We start from the raw sequence: 19,754 nt of genomic DNA on the forward strand, positions 1-19,754 counted from the left end.
GCTGCCTCTACTGTTATTTGCTCATGCAGAATTCGGTGAGCACCCCGTAGGTCGACTTGGGGTGGAGGAAGGCGACGAGCTTGTCGCCGGCGCCGTCGATGGGCACCTCGTGGATCAAGGCGCAGCCGCTTTCCTTGGCTTGTCCGAGCTGCGATTCGATGTTGTCGGTGCGGAACGCGATATGGTGGATGCCTTCGCCCTTCTTCTCGATGAATTTGGCGATGGGGCTTTCCGGATCGGTTGCCTCAAGCAGCTCGATGTGCACGTCGCCGGCGGCGAAGAAGGCGGTCTTTACCTTTTGGGATTCGACGATCTCCGTGCCGTGCAGCTCGAGGCCGAGCGATTCCTCGTAGTAGCGAGAAGCCTTCTCCAGGTCCTTCACCGCGATTCCGATATGGTCGATTTGCTTAATCATTAAATAAAGATAGGTTTGTGTTTAAACGAGACTTGACGATTAGAAATTCTAAAGTCAAACATTCTTACGTATCACAATAACTAATTTGTAGATTTTCAGGCGAGCCCCTTGGCTAATGAGGGGGAAGGCTCGATTCACGTTGAGCGGGCTCTCGCCGAACCGGTTTCAAGACATGAGCACAGAAATGAACCAGGATCTTCTAAAGGATTTTAAGCAAGCGACTTACGAAGAGTGGCGTCAGGCGGCGGAAGCGCTGTTGAAGGGCGCTCCCTTCGAGAAGCGAATGCTCACCAAAACCCCGGAGGGCATCGTATTGCAGCCGATTTACCGCAAGGAGGACGTCGAGGAACTGGCGACGTCGCGTTCCGCGCCGGGCGAGGGAAATTTCGCCCGAGGATCGGACGCTAGCGGCTATTTAGGAAAGGCCTGGGAAATCGCCCAAGAGCAGCCTTACGGCGACCCTCAGGTATTTAACGAAGCCTTGCTGAAGGACTTGGACGCGGGGCAGAGCGCGGTGAACGCCTTGTTGGACGTCGCCACCCAGCTGGGACTGGATCCCGACCAGGCGGACGATGCCCAAGTGGGCGAGTGCGGCCTTTCGCTGGCGACGCTGGACGACCTCAAGGTCGCGTTCGGCAAGGTAAAGGCGGACTACTTGCCTGTTTATTTCCAGACAGGCTGCGCGGGTCTAGCGACGCAGGCTCTCTTCGCTGCCTGGTTGAAAGGGGAGGGCTTGGATTTCCGCGACGCCAAAGGCGGACTGAACATGGACCCGTACGGAGTGCTGGCCGCCAGGGGGAAACTTCCGGTATCGCTCGAAGCTTTGCTCGACGAATTGGCGCAGTTGGTAAAGTACAACGCGCAGAACGCTCCCGGATTTGCGGCAGCGGGAATCAGCGGGATTCCCTATCATGGAGCGGGGGCGAGCGCCACGGAAGAGCTGGCGAGCGTTTTATCCACGGGAGTCGCCTATTTGCGGGCTATGGACGATCGGGGTGTTTCGATCGACGAGGCGGCGAGCCAGGTTCGTTTCACGCTTTCGATTGGGGGGAACATCTTCATGGAGATCGCCAAGTTCAAGGTGGCCCGTATGCTTTGGGCGAAGGTGGTCAAGGAGCTCGGCGGAGGTCCGGAGGCCCAGAAGATGAAGATCCATGCTCGCACCGGCATGGCCAACAAAACCCAACTCGATCCTTACGTGAATATGCTTCGCACCACGACCGAAGCGTTTTCGGCAGTGGTGGGGGGAGCGTCCAGCATTTGCGTCGGCTGCTTCGACGAGACGATGCGGCTTCCCGACGATTTTTCGCGTCGTATCGCTCGAAACTTGCAGGTCATCTTGCAAGAGGAGTGCGAGCTGACCCATGTCATCGACCCAGCCGGCGGTTCCTGGTATATCGATTCCTTAACGGACGAGCTTGCGAAAATGGCATGGTCCGCGTTTCAGCAGCTCGAAGGGTCAGGCGGTATCGTTGCCTCGCTCAAGTCCGGTAAATGGCAGGAGACGCTGGCTGCGACTCGGGCCAATCGCGAGGCCATGCTGGGGCAGCGGCGGGCCAGTCTGATTGGAACCAACCAGTATCCGAATCTCGAGGAAAAACCCTTGCAGGCTGGAGTTGTCACGGCTCCTGCATTCAAGGCGAAGGCTCGCGCCGCTGCCAAGGCGCGGCGGGACGCGAACGATTGCGCTGCGGTTCGGAAGGACTATGAAGAGGCCGCCGCCGAAGCTAAGATCGGCTTCTTGATCGAGGCGGTGGAGAAGGGAGCGACCGTGGGTTGCATCACTAAACTTTTCCGTTCCGACGCGGTGGAGGAGACGCTGTCGGCGCCGCTTCCGAGCTGGCGCTTGGCCCAATGCTACGAAGCGCTGCGGGCTGCAGCTTCCAAGTACCAGGAGAAGACGGGTACCGCTCCGCAGATCTTCCTCGCCAACCTAGGGCCGCTCAAGAAGCACAAGATTCGCGCGGACTTTACTCGCTCCTTCTTTGCGGCAGGTGGATTCGAATGCCAGTATAGCGCGGGTATCGAAGATATCGATACAGGGGTGAAGGACTTCAAGAAGTCGGGCGCTCGTATCGCGGTGATTTGCGGTACCGATCCGGACTACGTGGAAAAGGTTCCAGCTCTGGCGGCGGCCCTCAAGGACGCGGCGCCCGACATGAAGCTGCTGCTGGCTGGATTCCCCGGAGACAACCTTGCCGCATTCAAGGAGGCGGGGCTCGACGACTACATATTCGTGAAGTCCAACAACTATGAAGTAAACAAGGCGTACCTCGAGTGGCTCGGCGTACTGTAATTGAAAATTTGATACGATGAAAACAGTAGATTTCTCGACACTTGCCTACGAGGCGAACGAAACGGCTGCTCAACCCTCGGAGTGGGAAGCGTCCTTCAAGGCCGAAAGCGGCAAGACTCCGGAAGAAACGTCCCACGAGACCATGGAGCGCATCCCAGTGAAGCCGCTCTACACGAAGGTAGACTGCGAGGGGATGAACCATCTTGGCTTTACGGCGGGCTTGGCTCCCTTCCTGCGCGGCCCCTATGCCACCATGTACGTCTTCCGTCCTTGGACAGTGCGTCAGTACGCAGGCTTCTCCACGGCTGAGGAGTCCAATGCCTTCTACCGCCGCAATATTGCGGCAGGTCAGCAGGGGCTCTCGGTTGCATTCGACTTGGCGACTCACCGCGGCTACGACAGCGACCACCCGCGCGTTTCGGGCGACGTGGGCAAGGCCGGTGTAGCGATCGACTCGGTGGAGGACATGAAGATCCTTTTCGACAAGATTCCGCTCGATCAAGTCTCGGTATCCATGACGATGAACGGGGCGGTGATTCCGGTGCTCGCCTTCTACATCGCGGCGGCTCTGGAGCAAGGCTGCACGCTCGACCAGCTCAGCGGCACGATCCAGAACGATATCCTGAAGGAGTTCATGGTGCGTAACACTTATATCTACCCGCCAGCTCCCAGCATGAAGATCATTGGCGATATCTTCGAGTTCACTTCGCAGAAGATGCCTCGCTTCAACTCGATCTCGATTTCTGGATACCACATGCAGGAAGCGGGCGCTACGGCGGACTTGGAAATGGGCTACACCTTGGCCGACGGTCTCGAATACCTACGCAAGGGGGTAGACGCGGGACTCGACATCGATAGCTTCGCTCCCCGCCTCTCGTTCTTCTGGGCGATCGGTAAAAACTTCTTCATGGAAGTCGCTAAGATGCGGGCCGCTCGCTTGCTTTGGGCGAAGCTGGTCAAGCAGTTCAATCCGAAGAACCCGAAGTCCTTAGCCCTGCGTACTCACTCGCAAACTTCCGGCTGGTCGCTCACCGAGCAAGATCCGTTCAACAACGTCGCTCGAACCGCGATCGAAGCCTTGGCGGCGGCTTGCGGGCATACCCAAAGTTTGCATACGAACGCTTTGGACGAAGCGATCGCCTTGCCGACCGATTTCTCTGCTCGCATCGCGCGTAACACCCAGCTCTTCCTCCAGGAAGAAACGGGTATTTGCAACGTGATCGATCCTTGGGGCGGCAGCTACTACGTCGAGTCCTTGACCAAGGAATTGATGGAAAAGGCTTGGGCTCATATCGAAGAGATCGAATCTCTCGGCGGCATGACCAAGGCGATCGAAGAAGGCATTCCCAAGCTTCGCATCGAAGAGGCGGCGGCGCGTCGCCAAGCTCGTATCGACAGCGGCGCGGAAACCATCGTGGGTCTCAACAAGTTCCGCCTCGAGAAGGAGGATCCGCTGGAGATCCTCGACATCGACAACTCCGCGGTGCGCGACTCTCAGATCAAGCGCCTCGCAGAGCTGCGGGCCAACCGCGATGCGGACAAGTGCAAGGCGGCGCTCGACGCCCTTGCGGCCTGCGCGGCAGGCGGCAAAGGCAATTTGCTCGGACTCGCTGTCGAAGCGGCGCAAGCGCGGGCTTCGCTCGGTGAGATCTCCGATGCCATGGAAGCCAGCTTCGGTCGCTACAAGGCCCAGATCCGCTCCATCTCAGGCGTTTATTCAAAGGAATTCGGAAAGGGAAGCTCTATGGACGAAGTGAATCAGCTCGTCGAAAAGTTCGAAAAGCTCGAAGGTCGCCGTCCGCGCATCATGGTCGCCAAGCTCGGCCAAGACGGGCACGACCGCGGAGCCAAGGTGGTTTCGACCGCGTATGCAGATCTTGGATTCGACGTAGACATCGGTCCGCTCTTCCAAACGCCGGAGGAAGCGGCTCGTCAAGCGGTGGAGAACGACGTGCACGTGCTCGCCATGAGCTCGCTCGCCGCCGGGCACAAGACGCTCTTGCCGATGTTGGTCGAGGCTCTCAAGTCGCATGGCCGCGAAGATATCCTAGTCGTTTGCGGCGGTGTTATTCCCGCTCAGGACTACGACTACCTCTATGAAAACGGAGCGAGCGCGATCTTCGGGCCGGGAACTATCATTCCAGAGTCTGCTAAGAAGATTCTCGAAACGCTCATCGATACGCTCGAAGTCGAAGCATGAGCGAGATGGGTAGAGCCCGATCGCCAGAGTGGCATCCAAGCGACGCCGACAAGTCAAAGTTTGCGGGCGAGGTGATGGCCGGAAAGGTCGAAGCTTCGCCCGCAATTAAGGTGGCGCGCAAGCCGCGTCGGCCTCTCTTGAAGGTAGAGGAGCTCTACGCGGGGATCGTCGGCGGCAATCGTACGGCCTTGGCTCGCGGCATCACTTGTATCGAGAGCGAGGCTCCGCGGCATCAGGAGATCGCCCGGGAGTTGTTGCGGCGTTGCTTGCCTCACTCTGGCAACTCGATCCGAATCGGGATCACTGGGATCCCGGGGGCCGGCAAGAGCCAATTCTTGGAGTGTCTCGGCAAGATGCTTTGCGAAGCGGACGAACGGGTCGCCGTTCTGGCAGTGGACCCGAGCAGTACGGTTACGGGCGGCAGCATCTTAGGCGACAAGACGCGCATGGAGAGCCTTTGCCGGGACGAACGCGCCTTTATTCGTCCCTCGCCGGCTGGCAAGACGCTGGGCGGCGTGGCGGCTAAGACGCGGGAATCGATCATCCTGTGTGAAGCGGCTGGATACAAAGTGATATTCGTGGAGACGGTTGGCGTTGGCCAAAGCGAAGTCGCGGTACGTTCCATGGTGGATTTCTTCCTGTTGCTTCAACTGGCGGGCGCCGGCGACGAGTTGCAAGGAATCAAGAAGGGCGTAATTGAAATGGCGGACGCGATCGTCGTAAACAAGTCGGACGGCGACAACGTGCAGCGCGCGAAAGTCGCCCGCGGCGAATATGCCCGGGTGTTGCACCACTTGCATCCATTTACCAAGGGCTGGGAGCCGAAGGCGCTTTGTTGCTCCGGGTTGAAGGGGACAGGTGTGTGGGAAGTCTGGGAAATAGTACAAGCTTTCTGCCAGAAGCTGAAAGATGAAAACCGGTTCGACGAGATTCGAGCCAAGCAGAACGCCAAGTGGTTCAGGACGCTGCTGGAGCAACGCGTGCTGGAAGCGTTTTATCGCAAGCAAGCGCTCGATGACGGCTTTGCGAAGCTGGAGAAAGCAGTATCCGAGGGACGGATACCGGTTATCGAAGCGGTGGAGAGGGTGTTGTAGTAGGGCTGGCGCTCGCGCCATGCCGCGTTGCTGGAGTTTCGATTTGGGACTCGCGGCGTGCCGCAAGCGGCAGCCCTACGTTACTCTCACTTCCCGTCCAGCCACGCTAGGGATTTGTCGGCGAGGAACTGTACCCAGGCTGGGTGTTCGTTCATGCAGGGGACGGCCGTGAACTTTTCGCCGCCGGCTTCGAGGTATTCCTCTTTGCCTTCCATGGCGATTTCTTCGAGCGTCTCGAGGCAGTCGGATACGAAGGCCGGCGTCATGACGACGAGGCGCTTGATGCCTTTCTTGGGCAATTCTTCCAGGACATGGTCGGTGTAAGGCATGAGCCAGGGTTCGCGGCCGAGTCGCGACTGGAAGGAGATAGACCACTTGCCGTCGGGGATGCCGGCTCGCTTGACGAAGAGTTCGGTGGTCTTGGTTACTTGATGGCGGTAGCAGGTGGCGTGGGCGGGACTGCAGGTGGTACAGCAGTCCTTGACCACGTTGCAGTGGGCCTTGGAGGAATCGGCCTTGTTGAGGTGGCGATTCGGGATGCCGTGGTAGGAGAAGAGCAGGTGGTCGTATTCGTCTTCCAGATACGGTTTGGCGCTTTTGTATAGGGCTTCGATGTAGGAAGGGTCGCCGTAGAAGGGTTGCAGGGTGGTGACCTTCATCTCGGGCGCCTTGGAGGCGACCTCTTCCATGACCTTGACCACGACTGTCTCGTAGCTGGACATGGCGTAGTGCGGATAGAGGGGGACTAGGAACACGTTCTTCACCCCGTTGTTTTTCATGCGGTCGATCGCGTCGGGGATGGAGGGTGATCCGTAGCGCATCGCCAGTTCGACGGTGGGTTCGATCTTTTCCTGCAGGAGGGACTGGAGGTGCTTGCTGGTGACGATAAGGGGCGAGCCTTCTTCGGTCCAAACCTTCTTGTAGGCGGCGGCAGATTGGGCGGGACGCTTGGGCAGGATGAAGCAGTTCAGGACGAACTGCTGGATGAGCTTAGGCGAGTCGATTACGCGATCGTCGGAGAGGAACTCCTTCAGGTAGCGGCGGACGTCTTCGTTGGACGTCGAGTCTGGGGATCCTAGGTTTACGAGAAGTACTGCGTTTTCGCTCATAGTGTATCTGGTTTATAAATCCGGTGATGCGCGAGGCATCAAGAAAACTGCGGCGATTTGGGGGAATTTGCCGCAAATACTGGCTATTGAAAATTTCGATAGCGGATGGACTTGTTCAAAAGTCCCTGTTCTCCCGCAGGGATGCCGGGGAGTAGCCGAGGCGTCGCTGGAAGAGTTGGTGGAAGCGCTTGAGGTCGCTGTAGCCGAGGTTGATGGCGATTTCCTCGATGGGCAGGCTCGATTGTTGGATTTGGCGTTTGGCCTCTTCCATGCGGCGCCGGATGACGTAGTGGATGGGAGCTTCGTTCATCATCTGGCGGAACGATTGGGCGAAGCGCTTTGTTGGCATGCCGGCCTCGGCGGCGAGGTCTTGCACGGTCCATTTGCGGGCGAGGTCGTTTTCGATGGCGTGGAGGGCTTCGTAGGCTTGGGAGTCGAAGGCGCCGGAGTGGCGGGTGGCGGACTCCACCAGCAGCCGAATGATCATAGTGATGGCATCGGCGAGGAGCGGATCGTCGCTTTTGCGGGTGGCGACCAGTTCGGCGAGGGCTTCCAGGTTGCGTACGTTGCGGATGAATACGCTTTGGTAGGGGGCGTCGCCTTCGGAGGTTTGGGGGCAGTTTTCTTCTGTATCCAGAATGTCAAAACGAACGAGGAAGATGAATAGGGGGTAGGACGGGGTCTGTTGGGCTTGGACCTCGATGCCGGGCTTGAGGAAGTAGCAGATGCCTTTGCGGAGTTCGGCGGCTTGGCCGTCGAGGGTGAGCTTTCCGCGTCCGTCGAAAACGAGCAGCAGGGCGTGCTCGGGCAGGGAGTCGACATGCCAGTTCCAAGTGGCTGGACAATGGTACAGGATGGGCGCTGCGGTGAGCCTTATCTTGCCATGGTTGAGTATCCACTGGAGGTGGTTGCTTGGCATGGTTGCCAGTGTAGCCAAGGAGCGGACTTTGTCTAATGGGAATGCGTCTTGGGCGGGCTTTTCGGGAGTAGGGGCAAGGCCGCTCGCTCGTTTGTTACGAGTGGATACGAAAAAGGCCCGACGCGGGAGCGTCGGGCCTTGTGAAAGGTTTCGTGTAGTGAAACGGCGACTACGGCTTAGATGCCGTAGCGAGCGTTTTCGCCGAGCTGCTCTTCGATGCGGAGGAGCTGGTTGTACTTGGCGATACGGTCGGAGCGGCTGAGCGAACCGGTCTTGATCTGGCCGGAGTTTGTAGCAACGGCGAGGTCGGCGATGGTCGCGTCTTCCGTTTCGCCGGAGCGGTGGGAAGTGACGGAGGTGTAGCCGGCGCGGTGGGCCATCTCGATCGCGTCGAGGGTTTCGGTGAGGGTTCCGATTTGGTTGACCTTGATGAGGATGGAGTTACCGGCGCCGAGCTTGATGCCCTTGGAGAGGTAGTCGACGTTGGTTACGAAAAGGTCGTCGCCCACGAGCTGGCAAGTGTCGCCGAGCACCTTGGTAACCGCGACCCAACCGTCCCAGTCGTTTTCGTCCATGCCGTCTTCGATGGAGTCGATCGGGTACTTGTCGCAGAGTTCCTTGAGGAAAGCTGCTTGCTCGTCGGAGTTGCGCTTGGCAGCGCCTTCGCCTTCGAACTTGGTGTAGTCGTAGACGCCATCCTTGAAGAACTCGGAAGCGGCGCAGTCGAGGGCGATGGATACGTCGCCGCCGTCAGCCTTGCGGCCTGGCTTGTAGCCGGCGTCCTTGATGGCCTGGATGATGGAGTCGAGGGCGTCTTCGGTGCCGTCGAGAGTGGGGGCGAAGCCGCCTTCGTCGCCCACAGCTGTGGAGAGTCCGCGCTTCTTGAAGATAGCCTTGAGGGCGTGGAACACTTCGGCGCCCATGCGGAGGCCTTCCTTGAAGGAAGGAGCGCCGACGGGACGGATCATGAATTCCTGGAAGGCGATCGGAGCGTCGGAGTGGGAGCCGCCGTTGATGATGTTCATCATGGGCACGGGCAGGGTCTTCGCGTTGGGTCCGCCGATGTACTGGTAAAGTTCGAGGCCGGAAGCTTGGGCAGCGGCCTTGGCGACTGCGAGGGAAACGCCGAGGATGGCGTTGGCGCCGAGCTTGCTCTTGGTCTTGGTGCCGTCGAGCTCGAGCATTGCCTTGTCGATAGCGACTTGGTCGCAAGCGTCCATGCCTTCGATTTCTGGAAGGATGAGCTCGTGGATGTTGTCAACTGCCTTGCTAACGCCCTTGCCGAGGTAGCGGCCTTTGTCGCCGTCGCGGAGTTCGAGTGCTTCGTGTTCGCCGGTGCTGGCTCCCGATGGTACGGCGGCGCGGCCGATGATTCCAGAAGCGAGTATTACGTCGACTTCGACTGTTGGGTTGCCGCGTGAGTCGAGGATCTCGCGAGCGTTGATGTCTATGATATCAGTCGTCATTTTCTTTTGTGATATTTAACGATTTTCCGAAGGGTAGGTCCCGACGAAGGGCTGGAACTTATGACCGGGCTTCGGGGAAATGCAAGCGTGGGAAACGCAACAATCGCGTGCGCCGAATATTTTGCGTTTTCGGGGTTTGTAAGGCGGAATCGGGCTAGGTATTTCGATTAGGAATGAAGATTGCGATCATTAGTGGAACGAGCATCGAGCGGGCGGATACCTTTGCGGACTGGGAGGATTGCAAGGTGGAGACGGAGCACGGGGAGGTGCACGTGAAGACTCGTGGCCAGCTGGTCGCGATGAACCGGCACGGCTTCGAGCACGCCTTGCCGCCGCATGCCATCAACTACCGAGCCAACGTGGAGGCGCTCTGCCAGCTCGGGGTGCAAAGCGTGGTGACCTTGAGTTCGGTGGGATCGGTCAGCGAAGACATCCCGCCGGGAAGTTTGGTATCCTGCGAGGACTATATGAGCTTCGCGCCGAGGACCTTTATCGACGACCGCATGAGCGCCTTCGCTCCGGTGATCGGAAACCCGCACTTGGAGGCGATCCGTGGCCGCTCGAGCCTAGCTATCCTGACGGGCAAGGTCTACATGCAGACGCCCGGACCCCGTTTCGAAACGCGGGCGGAGGTGCGGGCCATCCGGACGCTGGGAGGCGACGTGGTGGGAATGACCTTCGCGAACGAGGCGGACTTGATTCTGGAGCGAGGACTGGTGCTGACTGCGTTTTGCATGGTCGACAACTTTGCCCATGGCGTGAAGTCCAGCGAACTTTCGATGGAGGCCTTTCGGAATCTGGTGGCGGAGAACCAAGCGACGATCAACCAATTCCTGACTGAGTTGGTGGACTATTTAGAGGATTGCTCGTAGAGTGGGAGCGTTCTCCGCGACAGCCGGTTTTCGCGCCGGTAGTTATGCCCAGCCCATAGAGGACCTCCCGTGGATTTCCCCTCAGTCTGCGGTAAATTTCGGCCTTCAAATGCCGATAAAGAGGGGATCCGGACCACTTTAGCTAAATTGTTACTCCCTAAGATCTTATGATGAGCGAATTTCTTCCCGCCAATGCCTTGAGCGAGTCTCGCGCCACACTCAGCCGCCTGCGCGAAGCCATGCGTGCCCGCATCAAGGGCAAGGAAGACGTTATCGATCAGGCGCTTATTTGCTTGGCAGCCGGCGGTCACGTCCTGATCGAGGACCTGCCAGGGGTGGGGAAAACGACTTTGGCCTACTGCTTGGCCAAGGCCATGGACACGGAGTTCAAGCGGATCCAGTTCACCAGCGACATGCTTCCCACCGACGTTACCGGCGTATCGATCTACGACGAGCGCGATCGGGAGTTTCACTTCAAGCCGGGCCCTATTTTTTCCAATATCGTGCTCGCTGACGAAATTAACCGGGCGACTCCTAAGACTCAGTCGAGTTTGCTGGAGGTGATGGACCACGGCAAGGTGACGGTGGACGGGCAGACTTATGGCGTGGGCTCGCCCTTCATGGTGATCGCCACTCAGAACCCGGTGGACTACGAGGGCACTTTTCCGCTGCCGGAGAGCCAGATGGACCGCTTCCTCATGCGTTTGCAGATGGGGTATCCGGACCCGGCTAGCGAGTTGGAGATCTTGGCCGACGGAAATCCCAGCTACGACGAGATGGTGGTGGAGGATGCAGTGGAACCGGCGGCGATCGAAGTGATGCAGGCCACCGTGAAGAAGGTTTTCATCGAGCACTCGATTTTGGAGTACATGTTGAAGCTCATTACGGCGACCCGTACGGAGAGCGAATTTAAGGCAGGCATCAGCGTGCGCGGCGGTATCGCCCTGAAGATCGCCTCCCAAGCCCGGGCGTTGTATCTTGGCCGCGATTTCGTGATTCCGGATGACGTTTTGCAGGTGGCCCAGTCCGTGATGGGGCACCGTCTGAACCTTCGCCGGCCATCCTCGGATGCGCTGGAGGAGCGTCGCATGGTAGAGGGAATCCTAGGGCGTTTGCTCAACGCGATTCCGCAGCCTAAGTAAGCGAGCCGATGGCAGCTCCCGTAGCAGAAGAGCGTTTCGACTGGAAGGGGCCGGCGGTATCGAACCGTCGAGGTTCCTTGCTGCGCAAGCTCGTCGAGCAAGTTATTCCGCCGAAGGGCCACAAGGTGATTCCGACTGGCTCGGGCATGCTGCTGATATTCATTGGCCTGACCATCGGCTTGGCTGCCTATAACACGGTCAATAACATCCTTTTCGCGGCGCTGGCCCTGCTTATCGCGGCTTTGATCATGAGCGGCGTGGTTTGCTGGGGGAATCTGCTTTGCGCCCGCTGGCGCTTGGAAACGAGTTCAACATTCCGAGTAGGGGAAGAAGGGCAGGCTACCGTTGTATTGGAAAACGCGCGACAGCGCTTTCCCTTGTTCTGCGTTTCCTTCGGAATGCAAACGGACGCTACGGACGAAAAGCGTCGCTTGTACATGAAGCAACGGCTCGATCCGGGAGAGGAGACCGCCTTGGTCTGGCGTTTCAAGCCAGCGCGGCGAATGAAGACCCATGTCGTTGTCGAAAATGCGGTATCCAGTTTTCCCTTCGGATTCCTTTCCAAGTTTCTCCCTGGAGAGTGCGAGAAGGAGATCCGCGTGTGGCCGAAGCGAATCGCCTATACGCGCTATCGCAGTCCCGAAATTTCTGGACTGCTGCAAGGACGAAGCAGCAAGAAGCAAGGCGTTTCCGGCGAACTGATCGGACTGCGCCACTACGAGAAAGGCGATGCCCAGCGGTCCATTCACTGGAAGGTATCCGCAAAGCAAGGACGCCTGATCGTAAAGCAAAACGCGACGGAAACGCAGTCCTTGCTAGATATCGTAGTCGATCCGGCTTCCTTTCTCTGGAAGAGCGAGGAGGCTTTCGAAAAAATGTGTTCCTTTGCCTCGAGCTTGGCGGAGGACTTGTTTTTGGAGGGCAAGCTGGATTCCTGTTTTATCATTGGAGGTCCGAGTATTCGGATCCAGCGGGTGGGCGATCTGGAGGCCTTTTTCGATGCCTTGGCGGAACTGGAGCCATGCGATGCGAAGGCTGGCTATCAAGATGCGGGCGGGGTCAATAGAATCTGCTTTCAGCCGGTCAAAGGCGGAAGCGTAGGAGCGTTTGTGAATGAAATCCAAATCGGACAGGCATAGTCTAGAGGATCTCCTAGCGCTCAAGTGGATGCTCGGCGCCCTGATGGGGCTCGTGTGTATCACGACCCTATTCAATATTAGCGGGCATAACAAGATCCCTGCCTTGATCGCGAGCGCGGTCGTGGTGGTGGCCTTGATAAAGCCGATCTGGATCGCACGCGTTCCGCAAATCGTATGGAAGGGCTATGCGATCGCCATCGTGCCCTTGGTATTGATCGACGTGTTGGCAAAGGACACGATCCCGGCCTTGCTGGACCTGAATACTTGGCTGATCCTCTTTCGCTGCCTTAACCACAATCGGCGCCGCGAGGAAATGCAGCTGGCCTTGTTGTGCCTGTTCTTGATTATCATGACAGGCATCCTGACGGCTACCCTTGTATTTGGTTTTCAATTACTCATCTTTGCGGGGCTAGCGATTTCCTATCTGGTGATCAATTCTTCGATCGAAACGAAGGCGGAGGGGGATTACGAAATGCTGGAAGGCATGCGGAAAACTCAGCGGATGAACCTGCTCAGCGCCTTGGGTTCGGTCTTTTCCACGCGCTTGATCTTTCTCGGGACTTCGATGTTCGCGTCGATGATTTTCGTGGCAGCGATCGTCTTCATTGCGATCCCCCGTATCGATATCGAAGACAAGGTGAGTCTCTTCAAGATGAAGTCCAAGCAAACCTTGTCTGGATTTAGCGATAGCATCCAGCTCGGCGAGGTGACGGATATCAAGAACGACGACAGCGTTGCCCTGCGAGTGGACGTACCGGAAGACGCGTCGGTGCCTTTGACTCCCTACTGGAGAATGCTGGCTTTGGACCAGTATAGCAGCGGTTCGTTTAAGTTGTCGGAAAGCTTGAATGCCCTGCAGCGCAGTCCGCTTGCATCGCCTTACCACTCCATTCGCTATTGGCCGGATCGTCGCTTTTCGCAGTCGCCCACGACCCTGGAACGCGATCGTTGGACCTTTTTCCTGGAGCCGGAGGTGAGTCGCTACCTGCCGATTCTCGGTACTTTCAAGCACATGACGGTGGCGAGCTTGACGGATCTATCGATCGATCCGCACATGCATTCGATAGCTTTGAAGGAAACGAATTCCAAAATGGTATCCTACCAATTGGAAGCAATTGATTTTTCGGGAATGGTCCCGGACGTGCCTGCGAATTCGTATCCGAAATTCCTGACGGATTCCTTCACGGAGGAACCTCGAGGCGGAAAGGTTCGCTATCCGGAAACGCTTTTGGCTCTTCCGGAAGAGAAGGCTGCGGCCAACATCTTTAGGCTAGCTGCTTCCGAGATATCGAATGGAGAACGCTTGCCGCCGCTGGAGTTCGCTCAAAAAGCGGTGAATTACCTTTGGAAGGATCATTCGTATTCGATGTCGGTGGGCTTGCCGCAGGTCGAAGGCTTGAAGGATCCCGTTGCTCGCTGGTTCAGCTCGGAGCTGCCGGGGCACTGCGAATTTTTTGCGTCCTCTTTCGTGCTGACAGCCCGTTCCGCCGGCTATCCGGCCCGGGTGGTGGTGGGCTTCAAGGGAGGAACTTGGAATCCCTACGAAAAGTACTTCATGGTGCGGAACGCAGACGCCCATGCGTGGGCGGAGATTTACGATGGCGTAGGAAATTGGATACGGGTGGATCCGACGCCTGGTTCGGAAGCGCCGGTCGTGAACCCCATGACGGAGCTGGTGAGCCAGCGCTACGGGGAGGCGGATTCGTCCGCGTTTCTCGACAGCCTGCGGCTGCTTTGGTATCGGCGAATCGTCAACTTCGACGAAGCGGCCCAGAAGGAAGCGGCGATCCAATTGAAGGACTTTTTCCTCGCTTACGTTTCTGTCGCGGAGCGCTGGGCCAAGAATGCCGGCGACTATCTCTATTTTTGGGTGACTTCGCCTTGGGGATTTTGGCGAATCCTATATATGATATTCCTTGGGGCGATTCTTGTAGCCGCGTTTATGATACAGCGCAATATGACCTTGAACGTGAGGGAACTTATACTGGCGCCTTTCAGGCGAGGGGATCCCATTCGTCGCAAGGCCAGCAAGCTGCTCGGAAAGCTCGCCGCTCGAGAGTTTAGGGACCGGGAGCGATTCGAGAAAGTGGTTTCCGATTTGCAACGCTTGCGCTTCGGTTCGAAGGAGAGCTGGCCGAACGCGCGGCTTGTATTCAGGGAAGCGCGACGCTTGCGGTAGGCGGAGGCGTGAGAGCGTCGGGGTGCTTCTCGACGTAGGCTTTCAGCATGGCGCGGGCGATCGGGGCTGCGTGTACGCCGCCGAAGAAGTTTTGGTTCAGGACTTGGCCTTCGATGATGACGGCGAGCGAAACCTGCGGGTCTTCGACCGGGGCGAAGGCGACGATCCAAGCGAGTTCTATTTTGCCGCCGTCTTTGCGTACTTCGGCGGTGCCTGTTTTTGCGGCGATGGAGAGGCCGTCCACTTTGATTCGATAGCTGCTGCCCATGGTTGCGGAACCGACCATGCCCTTGACGAGGATCTGGTGTTGTTCCGGGGTGAGCCCGGTTGGTTTAGGGGGCGGGCGCTGGGCGGCTTGCTGGGGGCTGAGGCGAAGGATGCTGGGTTTGGTGACGATTTCATTGCGTCCGACGCTGGCGGCGAAAACGGCCATCTGCAGGGGAGTGAGTCGCGTGAAACCTTGCCCGATGGCCAGGTTGGTGTCGTCGCCCGCATACCAACCTTGGCCGATACGCTTGCGTTTCCAGTCTTTGGTGGGAACGAGCATGGAGCCGGTTTCATGAGGAAGGTCGATGCCGGTGCGATTGTTCAGGCCCCAGTAGGTGGCCTCGTTGCTGATGATGTCGACTCCGGTGTCGAGGCCGGCGAGGTAGAAGTAGACGTTGCAGCTGTCGCGAATGGCTTCCCAAAGGATCTCCTCTTGGTGACCGCTTTGTTTCCAGCAACGTTGAACTGCTCCGCTGGAGAAGCGGTAGTAGCCGGGGCAGTAGTGTTCCGTTTCCGCGGTGAGGGTATTGGCCTTTAGGGCGGCGGCGGAGGTAAGCAGCTTGAAGGGGGAGCCGGGAGGGTAGACGCCTTGGATGGCTCGGTTTTGCAGGCCGCTGTTCTCCTTCATCTTAGCGTAGGTTTCGTTGCTGATGAAGGGGGTGGTGTCGTTCAGGTCGTAGTCGGGCTTGCTGACCATGGCCAGGACTTCGAGCGTATTGGCGTCCAGCATGACGGCGGCGCCGATGTTTTCCTTTTCGACGTTCTCCTTCTTGTCGAAGTATTTGAAGGCTTCCTCGGCAGCGGTTTGGATGTCGATATCGAGGGAGAGCTGGATGTCGTTGCCTTTGGTCGGGTAGCGGCGCTCCTGGCTTTCGACTTGGAAGCCGTAGGGATCAACCACCCAGATTTCCATTCCCATCTCGCCTTGCAGAATGTCGTCGAATTGCTTTTCCACGCCGGAGCGGCCGAAGGTGCCTTTTTCGGCGAAGGTGGTGAGGTCTTCGCCGGGGAGCCCTTCGTCAGGCGTTAAAATGGTTGAGGAAACGTATCCAAGTGTATGGGACGCGGTCGATTCGTAGGGATAGTTTCGTTGGTTGGATACATAGACTTGGACAGGAGACTGCACGGGGAGCGACTCGAGCAGGACGGCGAATTCCTCGCGCGTGAGGTCGTCGATAATCGGAAAGGGGAGCAGCGGGTTGTAGTTGAGGTGGGTGGACACTTTTTCCACGTCGACCTTGTCCTCGCGACCCAGCATGCGGTTTACGTCGTCGAGGTAGGTTTGGATGACGTTGGCGCGAGCCTGCTTTTGCAGGCGTCCGGTCTTGTAGTCCTCGTTCCGCTCCCGGTAGTCGCGCACGAGGATTCGGTATTCGTTGCGGAAGGCTTTGCGTACGCCGGCGTCGGAGAGGTAGACGACGGCGGAGAATTTTGGCTTGTTGCCGACGAGGAGGCGTCCTTCGCGATCGTAGATGTTGCCGCGGGGGGCGGGCGTGACGATGCGGCGGTGGTTTTGCACCTTTACCCGCTCGGAGAACTCGTCGGTTTCGATGAGCTGGCGATAGCCGACGGCGCCCAGCAGGGTGGCGATCATGAGGGCAAGCATGCCGTAGAAGAGGAGCAGGCGCCCCTGGTACTTCATCTTTTCCTCTGCCTTCATCGAGCTTCTCGCTGTTCCTCTGCTAAGTTGATACCGAATATCGAAAGCACTCCGACCTGGGTGTCGAAGAACGTTCGGTTGATTACTAGGACGACAAGCGTGCTGGCTAAAAGGTTCAGGGCAAGTGGTCCGAAATGGATGGCTTCGAGGCTGAGGTAGCGCATGGCCCCGAAGGTGTAGGCGCCGTAGGAGGCTAGGTTGAGCAGCACGGAGGTGACGAGGGCGGATGCGGTGATTTCCCTGCGCACGCGGGAACGGAGCAGGTGGGCGACGGTGAAGAGGGTGAGGCTGGCGATGAGGGTGAAGCCGAAGGGCAGGGGCAGTTTGCTGTCGATGACTAGGCTTACGGGAATGAGGGAGAGCAGCCCTTGCTTGTAATTCAGCTCCAGGGCGCTGAAGGAAATGAGCATGCCGAGGACAAAAAGCTGAATGCCGTAGGGTGAGAGGTAGTGGTTGAGCTGGGTTAGAAAGAAGAGGGTGACGTAGTGTCCGATCGAAACCAGGACCCAGCGGTTGTTGGAAAAGCTGATCATTGTTCCGGTGGGATTTGGATCATGACCGCCACTTCGGTGAGGGAAGCGAGGCGTTCGTCGAGCTGCACCTCGCCTTCGAAGAACATTCCGCCGGCCCCGTTGTTGAGGCGTCGGATTTCGCCGACCCGAATGCCGGCCGGATAGACCCCGCCCATTCCCGAGGTGACCAGCACGGGGAGATTGTCCCTATCCGCGATTTGGATGTCGACGGGAATGAACTCGGCGATGCCGACCGGTTTGGCGAAGGACTCGGCTCCGCCTCCGCGGTAGCTCATGGGACGGTTGTCCCCTTCGATGACCACGGCCAGGCGAAGGTGGTTGTTGCTGATAATATCGACGACGGAGGTGTAGGCGTGTACCTCGCTGACCCGGCCGACCACTCCGCCTACGAAGACGACGGGGGCTCCCACGGGGATGCCGTAGTCTCGGCCTTTGCGAATGACGATACGCTGCCACCATGCGTTGAAGTCGCGTTCCACCACGCGAGCGATCTCGTATTGGTAGTCCGGACGGGAAGGGAGTTGCAGGAGGTTTTCGAGGCGGGCGATCTCGTTCTTGAGAGTATTGTTCTCAAGGGCGGTGAGTTCGTAGGCGGCGTTGAGCCGAGCTAGGCCTTGCCCTGCTTCGTAGAGCTCGTTCTTGGACTTGGTGCGAGCGGCCCAGAAGTCCTGCAGGTCGCGCACGTAGGAGCTAGTGAGCGAGATGGGCGCTTGGAACTCGTAGAAGCTCGTCTTGGCGAAGGCCTTGAAGACCACGGGGAGCGTGAGCCAAGCCATGGTCGCGACTCCAAGGACGATGAGAGGCTTGAATTGACCGAGTCGCTTTCTGTACAAGGCTCAATCCTTCGCTTTGGGGGCGTTCCAGGAGGCAGCAGCGCTAGTCCTTAGCATTGCTGGTGACGTAGGGAAGCAAGTCGTTGAGTTCGGCGAGAACGGCGCCGGTACCGTTGGCAACGGCGGAGAGCGGATCGTCGGCGATGGTGACTGGCAGTCCGGTGCGCTCGCAGAGCAATCGGTCGATGCCGCGAAGGAGGGCGCCGCCGCCAGCGAGCACGAAGCCGCGGTCCACGAGGTCCGCCGAAAGTTCCGGAGGGCAGCGTTCCAGGGCGCTGCGTACCGCTTCGACGATGGCGCTGACGGTGTCGGCCAAGGCTTCCCGAATTTCCTGGGAGGAGATCATGATGGTCTTGGGAAGGCCGGCGACGGAATCGCGTCCCTTGACCTCGATGGTCATTTCTTCGTCGAGAGTGTTTGCGGAGCCGATGCGCAGCTTGATTTCTTCACCGGTACGTTCGCCGATGAGGAGATTGTAGGCTCGCTTCATGTAATTGATGATAGCGGCGTCGAGCTCGTCGCCGCCGACGCGGATGCTCTTGGCGTAGACGACGCCAGCCAAGGAGATGATGGCGACTTCCGTAGTACCGCCGCCGATGTCCACGATCATGTTGGCAGCTGGTTCCTCGACGGGAAGGCCGACGCCGATCGCGGCAGCCATAGGCTCCTCGAGCAGCATGACTTCGCGGGCTCCGGCATGGGTGGCGGATTCCTTGACGGCCCGCTTTTCCACTTCGGTGATTCCGGACGGGATGGCGATGACGACACGCGGTGGAATGATCTTCGCAGTCTGCACCTTCTTGATGAAGTAGCGCAGCATGGCTTCGGTGATATCGAAGTCCGCGATGACGCCGTCCTTCATGGGGCGAATGGCGGTGATGTTACCCGGAGTACGGCCCAGCATCTTCTTCGCTTCGTTACCGACGGCGAGCACGCGGCGGGTGGCGCTGTGGATCGCGACCACGCTCGGCTCTCGGAGAACGATGCCCTTGTCTTTGGAGTAGACCAGGGTGTTCGCTGTTCCTAAGTCGATGCCGATGTCGTTGGAGAAGAGACCGAGAAGATTACGCCACATGAATAGCTAAGATGCTCAATAAAAGGACCTTTCGAAGCAAGTGTTTAAACGCGAAGCGAGGCAAATGCATTTTTGATCGGGGAAGGTTTTATTTGGAGGCTGCGGGAAAGGCTTTCCAGCTAGCTTGGATAGGTGCCGCGGGGCGAAGTTCCCTGCGTCGGGGCATGAAAAAGCCAGTCGCCTCCGAGGAGGGACTGGCTGCAAAGTGTATTTAAGATTCGGAGACGGATGCCGCGCTACTTTTCGGTGGTGGACTTTTCCTTTTCCACGCTGGGCTTGGGAGCGCTTGACTTGGGCTCCTCTTCGATCGCGTTGCGGACCTCTTCCTCGATGTTGCTGGTGGCCTTTTTGAATTCCTTGATGGACTTGCCGACTCCGCGGGCGAGCTCGGGGAGCTTCTTGGCGCCGAAGAGTAGGATGAAGATCACGATTACGATGGTGATCTCCGGCCAACCCATGTTCATGAATCCGAGTACTGCGTTACTTGCTTGCATCTAGATGTGGTTGAATCGTTAGGGCTCCCCCGTGTAAAGCCAATTTGGCGGGAGAGCGGGT

16 protein-coding genes are annotated in these 19,754 nt (G+C 58.3%); 7 read left to right on the plus strand and 9 right to left on the minus strand.

The window, feature by feature from the left end; all coding sequences use genetic code 11:
* Nucleotides 1-13: 13 nt before the first annotated feature.
* The gene (gene mce, locus QEH57_RS05590) at nt 14-415 is read right to left on the minus strand and encodes a methylmalonyl-CoA epimerase (protein ID WP_309005704.1); all 402 of its coding nucleotides are present in this window, start codon (nt 413-415) and stop codon (nt 14-16) included.
* A gap of 172 nt (nt 416-587) precedes the next feature.
* Between mce and QEH57_RS05595 the strand changes: the two genes are divergently transcribed.
* The 3 genes from QEH57_RS05595 to meaB are packed head-to-tail and all read left to right on the plus strand — an operon-like array spanning nt 588 to nt 6,005.
* Nucleotides 588-2,711 carry a methylmalonyl-CoA mutase family protein gene (locus QEH57_RS05595; protein ID WP_309005705.1) on the plus strand — a complete coding sequence of 708 codons (2,124 nt, stop codon included), beginning with the start codon at nt 588-590 and terminating at the stop codon, nt 2,709-2,711.
* Nucleotides 2,712-2,727: 16 nt separating this feature from the next.
* The gene (gene scpA / locus QEH57_RS05600; RefSeq protein WP_309005706.1) at nt 2,728-4,911 is read left to right on the plus strand and encodes a methylmalonyl-CoA mutase; all 2,184 of its coding nucleotides are present in this window, start codon (nt 2,728-2,730) and stop codon (nt 4,909-4,911) included.
* Nucleotides 4,908-6,005, plus strand: a complete 1,098-nt coding sequence (gene meaB, locus QEH57_RS05605) for a methylmalonyl Co-A mutase-associated GTPase MeaB (protein WP_309005707.1) — start codon at nt 4,908-4,910, stop codon at nt 6,003-6,005. Before scpA ends, meaB begins: the two co-directional genes overlap by 4 nt.
* Nucleotides 6,006-6,091: 86 nt before the next feature.
* On the opposite strand, the gene hemH is transcribed toward meaB, so the two are convergent.
* The 3 genes from hemH to eno all read right to left on the minus strand — a co-directional run bounded on the left by hemH (nt 6,092) and on the right by eno (nt 9,499).
* Nucleotides 6,092-7,114, minus strand: coding sequence for a ferrochelatase (hemH, locus tag QEH57_RS05610; RefSeq protein ID WP_309005708.1), 1,023 nt, complete (start codon nt 7,112-7,114; stop codon nt 6,092-6,094).
* Nucleotides 7,115-7,229: 115 nt separating this feature from the next.
* Nucleotides 7,230-8,033, minus strand: a complete 804-nt coding sequence (locus tag QEH57_RS05615; protein WP_309005709.1) for an AraC family transcriptional regulator — start codon at nt 8,031-8,033, stop codon at nt 7,230-7,232.
* 176 nt (nt 8,034-8,209) lie between these two features.
* The gene (gene eno / locus QEH57_RS05620; RefSeq protein ID WP_309005710.1) at nt 8,210-9,499 is read right to left on the minus strand and encodes a phosphopyruvate hydratase; all 1,290 of its coding nucleotides are present in this window, start codon (nt 9,497-9,499) and stop codon (nt 8,210-8,212) included.
* Between the two features lie 173 nt (nt 9,500-9,672).
* On the opposite strand from eno, the gene QEH57_RS05625 reads away from it, so the two are divergent.
* From QEH57_RS05625 to QEH57_RS05640, 4 genes are all read left to right on the plus strand, one after another.
* Complete coding sequence (locus tag QEH57_RS05625; protein ID WP_309005711.1) at nt 9,673-10,371, plus strand: MTAP family purine nucleoside phosphorylase; 699 nt, start codon at nt 9,673-9,675, stop codon at nt 10,369-10,371.
* 167 nt (nt 10,372-10,538) lie between these two features.
* Nucleotides 10,539-11,513, plus strand: coding sequence for a MoxR family ATPase (locus QEH57_RS05630; RefSeq protein ID WP_309005712.1), 975 nt, complete (start codon nt 10,539-10,541; stop codon nt 11,511-11,513).
* A gap of 8 nt (nt 11,514-11,521) precedes the next feature.
* Nucleotides 11,522-12,652, plus strand: coding sequence for a DUF58 domain-containing protein (locus QEH57_RS05635; RefSeq protein WP_309005713.1), 1,131 nt, complete (start codon nt 11,522-11,524; stop codon nt 12,650-12,652).
* A complete protein-coding gene (locus tag QEH57_RS05640; protein ID WP_309005714.1) occupies nt 12,627-14,831 on the plus strand; it encodes a DUF3488 and transglutaminase-like domain-containing protein in 2,205 nt (734 codons plus the stop codon). Before QEH57_RS05635 ends, QEH57_RS05640 begins: the two co-directional genes overlap by 26 nt.
* On the opposite strand, the gene QEH57_RS05645 is transcribed toward QEH57_RS05640, so the two are convergent.
* The 5 genes from QEH57_RS05645 to QEH57_RS05665 all read right to left on the minus strand — a co-directional run bounded on the left by QEH57_RS05645 (nt 14,806) and on the right by QEH57_RS05665 (nt 19,693).
* The gene (locus tag QEH57_RS05645) at nt 14,806-16,758 is read right to left on the minus strand and encodes a penicillin-binding transpeptidase domain-containing protein (protein ID WP_309005715.1); all 1,953 of its coding nucleotides are present in this window, start codon (nt 16,756-16,758) and stop codon (nt 14,806-14,808) included. The genes QEH57_RS05640 and QEH57_RS05645 overlap by 26 nt on opposite strands.
* Entirely contained in the window at nt 16,755-17,291 is a 537-nt protein-coding gene (locus tag QEH57_RS05650) for a hypothetical protein (protein WP_309005716.1), read from the minus strand. The genes QEH57_RS05645 and QEH57_RS05650 overlap by 4 nt, the downstream gene beginning before the upstream one ends.
* Nucleotides 17,288-18,124: a rod shape-determining protein MreC gene (mreC, locus tag QEH57_RS05655; RefSeq protein ID WP_309005717.1), complete on the minus strand. Its 837-nt coding sequence runs from the start codon at nt 18,122-18,124 to the stop codon at nt 17,288-17,290. The genes QEH57_RS05650 and mreC overlap by 4 nt, the downstream gene beginning before the upstream one ends.
* 43 nt (nt 18,125-18,167) lie before the next feature.
* Nucleotides 18,168-19,199: a rod shape-determining protein gene (locus QEH57_RS05660; RefSeq protein WP_309005718.1), complete on the minus strand. Its 1,032-nt coding sequence runs from the start codon at nt 19,197-19,199 to the stop codon at nt 18,168-18,170.
* Between the two features lie 236 nt (nt 19,200-19,435).
* Complete coding sequence (locus tag QEH57_RS05665) at nt 19,436-19,693, minus strand: twin-arginine translocase TatA/TatE family subunit (protein ID WP_309005719.1); 258 nt, start codon at nt 19,691-19,693, stop codon at nt 19,436-19,438.
* Between the last annotated feature and the right edge of the window lie 61 nt (nt 19,694-19,754).

This window comes from Pelagicoccus sp. SDUM812005 (genome assembly GCF_031127875.1).
GTDB lineage: Bacteria > Verrucomicrobiota > Verrucomicrobiia > Opitutales > Opitutaceae > Pelagicoccus.